Below are 1,206 nucleotides of genomic sequence, written 5' to 3'. Positions count from 1 at the left end.
TCCTCGCAGCGCTGCGTACGAACGGGCATGTCCAAGCCAAGGCCGCACGCGCTCTCGGCATCACGCCACGACAGCTCGGCTACAAGATGCGCAAGTACGACATCGAGGACTGAGCCGCGCCGATCCGGCGCCGGGTCGCCGGCTACTCGACGCCGACCAGCACCGATGTCGCCTTGAACAGCGCGATGGCCGGCGAGCCGACAGCGAGGCCCAGGTCGTCGACCGCCTCGCTCGTGAGCGTGGCGCTGATGGTCACTCCCTCCGCGATCTCGATCCTGACGAGCGCGTTGATGGGGCCGCGGGCTATCGAGACGACCGTTCCGGGGAGCTGGTTACGCGACGAGACTCTCATGTGATGGTTTCCTCTCGGTCAGTGGCAGGCGTACTCGAGACGGCGCACCCAGCAGCTCCTGGGGCACGGGCACCGCATGAAGCAGACGACTGATCTCGGGCGTGGCCGGATCGGCCAGGACGTCGGCGGGCCGCCCATACTGCACGACACCTGTGCCGGAGTAGACGACGACGGTGTCGGCGAGAGTCATCGACTCGATGAGGTCGTGAGTGACCATCACGATCGGAATCCCGCTTTGGCGCTGCACGCTCCTGAACAGCTCACCCATCTCCACGCGCAGCGGCAGGTCGAGGGCGGAGAACGGTTCGTCGAGCACAAGCAGTTCGGGATCGCGTGCCAAGGCGCGCGCCAGGGCGACACGTTGGCGCTGACCTCCGGAGAGCTGCGAGGGCCGCCGGTCGGCCAGCTCACCCACTCGCATCGTGTCGAGCAGGGCGTGCGCTTTGTTCCTGCGCTCGTGACGTGAGAGCCCGTGGAGCGCGTACTCGACGTTGCCGCGCACGGAGAGGTGCGGGAACAGCTTCGCGCCCTGCGACACGTAGCCGATCCGCCGCTGCTGGGGGGGCACCCACGTGCCTCTCTCGGTGTCACACAGCACGCGCCCGCCCAGGACGATACGTCCCTCGTCGGGCCTCATCGTTCCCGTGATCATCGACAACGTGAGCGACTTCCCGCTCCCCGAGTAGCCGAACAGCACGGTGAACCCCCCGCATGCACTCCAGGCGGTGCAGAGCTCGAAGCCCGGAACCGCTGCCTTCAATCGCACCGAAAGCTCGCTCACCAGCTCACCTTCTTCTGCAGCTGTGTCGCCGCGTACAGGAAGCCGGCCGAGATGGCCGTGAACACCCCTACGA

Annotated in this window: 3 protein-coding genes; 1 reads left to right on the top strand and 2 read right to left on the bottom strand. The window is 67.0% G+C overall.

Annotated elements, in window-relative coordinates:
• A partial coding sequence (locus FDZ70_11030; protein ID TLM65547.1) for a hypothetical protein occupies positions 1–113 on the top strand: 113 nt, incomplete at its 5' end.
• 29 nt (positions 114–142) lie between these two features.
• On the opposite strand, the gene FDZ70_11025 is transcribed toward FDZ70_11030, so the two are convergent.
• Both FDZ70_11025 and FDZ70_11020 read right to left on the bottom strand, forming a co-directional pair.
• Positions 143–352, bottom strand: coding sequence for a molybdenum-pterin-binding protein (locus FDZ70_11025; protein TLM65546.1), 210 nt, complete (start codon positions 350–352; stop codon positions 143–145).
• A partial coding sequence (locus FDZ70_11020) for an ATP-binding cassette domain-containing protein (protein TLM65545.1) occupies positions 333–1,206 on the bottom strand: 874 nt, incomplete at its 5' end. The genes FDZ70_11020 and FDZ70_11025, both read right to left, overlap by 20 nt.

It is taken from the genome of Actinomycetota bacterium (assembly GCA_005774595.1).
Classification (GTDB): domain Bacteria; phylum Actinomycetota; class Coriobacteriia; order Anaerosomatales; family D1FN1-002; genus D1FN1-002.
This window is presented reverse-complemented; position numbering and strand designations above follow the sequence as displayed.

Coding starts and splice junctions, on each gene's coding strand:
- FDZ70_11025 (TLM65546.1), bottom strand. CDS start 352: ATGAGAGTCTCGTCGCGTAACCAGCTCCCCGGAACGGTCGTCTCGATA.